Source organism: Actinoplanes sp. NPDC020271 (genome assembly GCF_044388125.1).
GTDB lineage: Bacteria > Actinomycetota > Actinomycetes > Mycobacteriales > Micromonosporaceae > Actinoplanes.
In genome coordinates this window covers 1-6,626 of record NZ_JBIRWQ010000069.1, presented here as the reverse complement: position 1 = coordinate 6,626, position 6,626 = coordinate 1, and the positions used below count along the sequence as shown (strand labels likewise).

General features: G+C 63.7%; 5 protein-coding genes. 3 read left to right on the top strand and 2 right to left on the bottom strand.

Annotation, left to right across the window (positions count from 1 at the left end; genetic code table 11):
* Positions 1 to 280: 280 nt before the first annotated feature.
* Positions 281 to 1,204, top strand: a complete 924-nt coding sequence (locus tag ACH442_RS47680) for a hypothetical protein (protein WP_396344860.1) — start codon at positions 281 to 283, stop codon at positions 1,202 to 1,204.
* Positions 1,205 to 1,501: 297 nt separating this feature from the next.
* On the opposite strand, the gene ACH442_RS47675 is transcribed toward ACH442_RS47680, so the two are convergent.
* Together ACH442_RS47675 and ACH442_RS47670 are read right to left on the bottom strand one after the other, a co-directional pair.
* Positions 1,502 to 2,935, bottom strand: coding sequence for a hypothetical protein (locus tag ACH442_RS47675; protein WP_396344859.1), 1,434 nt, complete (start codon positions 2,933 to 2,935; stop codon positions 1,502 to 1,504).
* The gene (locus ACH442_RS47670) at positions 2,932 to 3,999 is read right to left on the bottom strand and encodes a hypothetical protein (RefSeq protein WP_396344858.1); all 1,068 of its coding nucleotides are present in this window, start codon (positions 3,997 to 3,999) and stop codon (positions 2,932 to 2,934) included. Before ACH442_RS47670 ends, ACH442_RS47675 begins: the two co-directional genes overlap by 4 nt.
* A 70-nt stretch (positions 4,000 to 4,069) precedes the next feature.
* Between ACH442_RS47670 and ACH442_RS47665 the strand changes: the two genes are divergently transcribed.
* Together ACH442_RS47665 and ACH442_RS47660 are read left to right on the top strand one after the other, a co-directional pair.
* Complete coding sequence (locus tag ACH442_RS47665; RefSeq protein ID WP_396344857.1) at positions 4,070 to 4,681, top strand: hypothetical protein; 612 nt, start codon at positions 4,070 to 4,072, stop codon at positions 4,679 to 4,681.
* Positions 4,678 to 6,342, top strand: coding sequence for an ATP-binding protein (locus ACH442_RS47660; protein WP_396344856.1), 1,665 nt, complete (start codon positions 4,678 to 4,680; stop codon positions 6,340 to 6,342). Before ACH442_RS47665 ends, ACH442_RS47660 begins: the two co-directional genes overlap by 4 nt.
* The last annotated feature ends 284 nt before the right edge of the window (positions 6,343 to 6,626 follow it).

Below are 6,626 nucleotides of genomic sequence, written 5' to 3'. Positions count from 1 at the left end.
TCTTACACGATTACAACCATCATCGGCCCCACACCGCCATCGGCAAGACCACGCCGATCACCCGGTTGAACAACCTGGCTGGACATCACACCTAGGCGGTCGTGGAGCCGGAGCGCATCCGCAGATGGTCTCTGTCAGAATGAAGCCGTGCGCCCGTCAGCTTCGACTGTCCGTGGCGCTGATACGCCCTACGTCGGTCGGCGCACCGCGGCCGACGCGTAGCCCGTCGAGCCCGCATACTCCTTCGTCGAAGCGCGTCTGCGGCCCCTGTGAGGCAGCCTTGACTAAACCGGACGCGTTCAGCGCATATGACCCAATCCTGGCGGAGGCGCTCCTGAGCGACCCATGGCTGCACGGCCCGGGTGAACCGCATCGCTATGGCCCTGACTTGGACCTGCTCGGCAAGATCCTTTCTGTTCCGGTGCAAAGTGGTGAGGTATCAGAGAGCGGTCGGTTTGCTAAAGGAATCGATGCATGGCTTTCACATGAGCTCCGGCGGTCGGGGTTCGGCGAAGATGAAGTTTGGCCTCGCGCCACAAGGCCGCGTGTACTCCCCCGAGACTTGGCAGTGTTGCTGGACAAGCTTCCGAACAAGGTCGCCGAGGAGGTTCGTCGCCGACTGCCTCAGCTGCCATCCGTTGGGCCTGCCGACGCTAAGGTCTTGGGACGCGCCTACTACAAGCAAGTTGATGTCTGTATCTCCCGGTGGGATCGAGGACCCGAGCTGCTGATCAGCACCAAGGCTCAGCTGTCGTCCTTCGGGAAGAACCTGCCCAATCGGTTCGAAGAGGCGTACGGCGATGCCGCCAATCTTCGAGGGCGATACCCCCTGGCGGCTGTTGGGTTCTTCTTCGTCCAGCGTGCAACGATCCTGAAGTCTGAGCCCGACGCTTTCGAGCGCACCGTCGACATGATCCGTAAGCTGCGCGATCTTGACGGAGCGAACGGATATACCGCCACGGGCCTGGCGTTGGTCGATTGGGCGGGAACGGCCGACGGACCACCTCAGGTCAAGTTGCAATTGGACGAGGTCCCCGACGATGTTGGACCCGCCCAGTTCCTGTCAGCAATGATCCACCACGTCACGAAAGTAACTCCAGTGGTCTACCACGTCGCGGTGAGATCCAAGATGGAACGACGTGGAATCCCGGTGGCCGAGCAGGATTCGGCCGACGCTACGGCTGAGGCGTCCAGCGACGAATAAGAGGGATTGAAGCCCGACCACGGCGACCGTCGACTGGTTGGAAGCCGCCAGCGGGCTCAACCATGATGCCGCGCAACTGCTGGATGCGGCGCTTGGGTGTACGGGCAAGCTCTGGTTTGGGTGTGGGCGACGACGTGCCGGCGGCAGGACGCGTTCGAGGAGACGTACGACGCAGACCTTTGGTGAATTCCTTCTTGGCCCGCCCAGCACGAAGAGCTCGACCAACTTCGGGAGAGGTTGCCGAGCAGTTGTTGCGCCCGCATCCTTACAGTAGGGCGTCATCGCGGTCGGCGCGGTTCAGTTCCAGAGTTCCTGGCCGCCGGTCTGAAGCTCAGCTGTCTTCGCAGCTACGTCCACTGTGATGCGCAGTACGTCACCACGCTCCAAGCCCATCGCACGGATCGCGGGATGCCAGCCCCAGCAGAACGAGTGGTCGTCGCCTAGTTTGACAGTCGCGACTCTCCTGCCGTTGAGCATCGCTTCGAGCGACTGACCCCGGAGCAGGCTCCGGACCTCAGGGACGAACGACATGACTCCGCTGTTCAGAAATGATGTCGTGACGTCCATCGTCTGGGCTAACCGGCCATCTACGGTCCACGACCACGTCTTGCGACGGGGCTCGGCCTTGAGTCGTGCCGTCGCGGCTCTGCGGATCGCTTCGACTGCCGCGGGGTTGGGCGAACTCCCGCGAAGACCCCAAACGCTCGGCCCGAACCGCTCCATCCACTCCGCGTAAGTGGTCCAAACGCCATAGGTGCTCTTGGAAATTCCGGCATCGTCGCACGCCTCGGCCAGCGACTGGCGATCCATCACCTGGTACGGCGAACCCTTCAGGACGTCGATCATCGTCGCGGTCGTACTGCCGAGGATGTCGTGATAGTCAAGCGGTTTGATTGGTCGTACAAGGTCGCCTTCGACAACGAAGTAGGGGCTCTCCTCGAAAAACACTTTCATGGCTGCGGTCGGAGGTAAGACGTCTAGCTTTCGGAATCTCCACACCCGGCGAGCGCCGTCGTGGAGTGACGCAACCGTCTGCGGCGAGTTCACCGAGAGGATCGATCGCGCGGTGTTGACGAGGCGGTTGGCGTGAGGCCCATCGTTCTCCTTCTCGACCCAGAGCCACTCGTCGGCCCACTTGATGTTCGCTTCCCGCTTGAGGACACGCCAGATGTCGGCAACGTCAAGGGGATTGTCAGGGCTTGCGAGCGCCTGGCGGATCTCTTCGGGAGTAGTCATACCGTAGGCGCTGGTGTGCTTGTTGGCCATGAACACGGCCTTCATCACCGGCACTTCCGACTCCTCGACCAGCCAGTCATCGACGCGCACGAGGTCAGTTCCTACAAGCGTCGTCGCCGAAGTCCCCGTGAGCTTGAGGATGTTCAGGAACGCCTTTCCCGTGAGCGTCGGGCGAGTCATACCTAACCTCGCGAGCATGCCTCCGACGGGCTCTGGCACCGGCGATCGCGCGACGAGGGTCTCGGCGATTTCCTGTGCGCGTGGGATCGTCACGCCCTTGAGCTGAGCTTCGACCTTCGTCATGATCTGACGCACGCGTTCGCGCGTGACCCCGGTCACCTCAGCGGCTTCGTCGAGTGTTGCCACTCCGCCCTTGGTGCCGACACGCATCGCGATTGCCTCGAGCCACTGCTTGGTCGGTTGGCGCTTGAACGCGGCCTCGTATGCCTCGATGAGCAAGGCATCGACCTCGTCCTCGAATATCGGATTGCTCATCGAGACGCGTCTTTCCCTTCTGCGGGGGTGATAGTTGCAGTGCCAGCGATGAGGTTCAGAGCGATCGTCACGCGAGCACCACCAGGCAGACTGAGTTCCGAAATTAGTGGGCCGAAGCCCCACATCCGGGCTTGCCTCACAGTGATGCGCAATGGCTTATCGCCTGCGTTCAGCGTGAACTCGCGGCCCTCGATGATCTCGAACACCGCTTTCGGCACGGCGACGACCGGGCTGGGGCCGCGTGGGACCGAGAACTCGATCAAGAGCGAGCCGTCGCTGCTCCAGGTGAAGGTAGTGGGGCGGACTCGGTCGGTGCGGCGGGGTTCGGGGGCCCCCGCCGACTCGCAGGCCCTACTTGGCCTGCGCCCGCGCAGGGCCCACATGCCACGACCCAGGCGCATCACCGCCGGGTGCATGCTCAGCGTCGTCGCAATCGTCGTAGCCTTCAATCCCGCAGCTTCGGCCAGTTCAAGGAGCACATTGCGGTCGACTCCGCCCGGCTGCTCGCGAAGTGCATCCAAGAGGAACTGACTGACCTGGTCGAGTTCCTCCGGAAGCACCGTAGCGATCGTCACGGGTCCGGCCGCCCAGTTGGCGGCAGAGACAGTGAACCCTGCGGTCTCACTCGCCCACGCGCGCATCGTCGCAAGATCTGTCGGGAGGGGCGAGTACGGCGGCTTCCCGCCCGCACGAGCCCAGGCGCTCAGCACCTCATCCCAGAGCAGCGGGCCAGTCATCGTGAGCAGTCGGCGAAGCGCACGCGCGGTCGCCGGCGACTCGGCCGATGGCTCGGACGGTGCCGACAATGACAGCGACGAATAAATGGCCTGGCTGGTCGTTCCCCGAGGCGGCCGCATCGCATGCAGCAAATCGTTGCGCGCGCGTCGCACTGTCTCGCGGGAGACACCAAGGTCAGCAGCGATCGCGTCGAGGCTCGCACGACCTCCTTCGGCGGAGTCGAGGCCGGCTGCGCGTAGCGCCATGGATGCCTTCGCCGATGTCCAGCCGCGAGTGGCCTCGAGCGCAGCATGTTGCAGCACGTCAAAGTCGGGGGACGAGGTCACGAGGCAATATTGCCACACAGTAGTAAGTGTGCGAAACTCGGCCGCGGTAGTAAGTGTGCAGGGGGGTCTGTTGAGACTGACAAAGAAGGACGTAGCGGTGGTGGCGCTCGGGAAGCTCGGCGGGGCAGCGACCGTGATCGACACCGAGGACGCGGCGATCGCGGCGCACGCGATCGACCGCGACGCCTTCGGATGGAAGAAGTACCCGGAACGCGTGGATCTTGACGCCGTCCGCACGACGCTCCGCCACGAGGGTGAGGGCAAGGACCCGCGCATCGAGGGCTCGATCCAGAACGGCTGGCACCTCACTCCGCGCGGTGTCGCATGGGTGGAGGCAAACAAGGCATTGCTCGGTGACGCGAAGATCACGGTCGCACCTACGTCGGCGGCGACCCAGCGCTGGCGGGCTGAGACTCGCGAGGCTGGCGCCGCCGCCAACCGTGTGCGCACCTCGGAGGCGTTCCGGCTTTGGGTGCAGGGCAAGGAACTCACCCCGCGACAAGCGGCAGGCGTGTTCCGCATCGACGAATACACGCCGGCCAAGGACCGCACGCGCAAGACGGCTCAGCTCCAGGAACTGATCCGTGGCGACGAAGAAATCGAAGCATTCATGAATATGGCCATCCCCGCAGCGCTCGAACTGCGCCCCCCGGTCGGTCGCCAGCAGGAGGAAAGCAAATGAGCACCAACATCGTCGTCACGACCCACGTCGGCCGCGACATCATCCAGTCTGCTCAGCTCTTCAAGACCCCTGAAGCAGCGGTCTGGGAGTACGTCGTCAACTCGTTGCAGTACGTCGACCAAGGCACTGTTCCTCACGTCCGCGTCACCGTCGATGTGCCGGGCAAGAAAATCACGATCGAAGACAACGGTTCGGGCATGGACCACAACGGCCTTCAGCACTTCTTCACCATGCACGGCGAGAACAAGCAGCGCCGCAGCGGAGTCCCTGGCCGCGGCAAATTCGGCACTGGCAAGTCGGCCGCGTTCGGCATCGGCTCAAGCCTCGTGGTATCGACGACCAAGAACGGCAGGCGGCAGACGGTCGAGCTGACCCGCAAGGCTATCGACGCTTCCGACGGCATGTCGGTCCCGGTCGAGTTTATCGAGGAGAACGCTGACGCGACCGGCGACTCGAACGGCACAACAATCGTCATCAACGGTATAAGCGTGCGCCTTGCGAAAGAGCCGATCGTCGCCCTCATCGAGCGCCACCTCTCGGCCTTCCAAGGCTCACCCGTTGTCACCATCAACGGTCGCGCCTGCGAGATCGTGCGTCCAACGGCCGCGATCACCAAGGTCTTCAAGCCGACGCCTGCTCAGGCGGCGCTGATCGGAGACATTGAGCTCACCGTGAAAGCAGCCGCCGTGCCCCTCGACGACATCCACCGGGGTGTACATGTCACCATCGGCCCCGACAATCTTGTCGCCGTCGAGACGGCCGGCGTCGACGCGAAAGAATACGGCAAATACCTCTTCGGGCACGTCGATTGCCCCGAACTCGACAACGCGAAGTTCGATCCGGTGGCCGCCTACACGACTGACCGCAGCATGAAGCTCAATCCCGCGCACCCCGCCGTGCAAGCGCTCATTCCGTTCATCGGAGCAAGCCTCGAACAGGTCCGCCAGGAGCTTGTCGAGGGCGGCCGCCGAGCGAAGGCTGACGCCGACCGCAGGCGTCTCAAGGAAACGACAGACAAGATCGAGCAGATCCTGAACGCCGACCTCAAAGACTTCCGCGAGCGCGTCGAGGGACTCGGCAACAATGTCCGCCGCCGTACTCCTCTCGACGGCGAGGCCGGTGGTAAGGACGAGCACCCGACTGACAAGGTCGTTGACCCGGAGGGCCAGGAGACTGGGCGCGGAGACGGCGTCGGAGGCGAAAATATCGACACCCCTGTCGATGGCACGGGCACCCGCAGTGGGGGTGGCGAGGACGACAGCGACGGCGGCGAGAACGCCTCCCCCGCCGCGACAGCTGACCCGGAGGGCAGCGAGAAGATCGCGCCGGCTGGTGCCGGTCATCGCCGCCTTCGCGGCGGTCTCGTGATCGACTACGACAACTACGGCGCGGACTATGACCGCTACCGCTGGGTGCAGGACGAGCGCAAGATCATCATTAACCTCGACCATCCTGTCGTGAGAGCCGCCAAGGAATTGTCCGATGACGAGGCGACCTACCGCCGCCTCATCTGGGAGATCGCATTCACCGCCTACGCCGTGGCCCTCGCGGATCTGCAGTTCGAGCGTGACCCCGCGCGGGACTCGAGCGACGCCACCTATGAGATACGGGAGGCCCTGCGCCGCGTGTGGGCACATGCTGGCGCGCTATACGCGGTCTGAGGATCTCCTCGCCCTACCAAGGCAGCTTGCCTACTTCCGCGACGTGCTGCTCATGCTGAACACCTCCAAGGTCGATCCGGAGATGGCGGTCCGGGCGATCGATCAGCCGATCTCGTAAACAGGTACGAGGTCATCTATCTGATTCGCGCCATTGCAGTCGACGGTGGGCCGGCAGTGGGCCCGATAACGTCCTAGTACGGCAGCCGCCATTCGTGATCATGGCTGGAGTTCGAGGGTGAGGCGGCGGGCATAGTGGGCTCGTCTGGCTCGTGCCTGGTGACGGC

What these genes read in the sequence shown, in the direction of transcription:
- ACH442_RS47675 (WP_396344859.1), bottom strand. Translation starts at nt 2,935, where the DNA reads ATGAGCAATCCGATATTCGAGGACGAGGTCGATGCCTTGCTCATCGAG.
- ACH442_RS47660 (WP_396344856.1), top strand. Translation starts at nt 4,678, where the DNA reads ATGAGCACCAACATCGTCGTCACGACCCACGTCGGCCGCGACATCATC.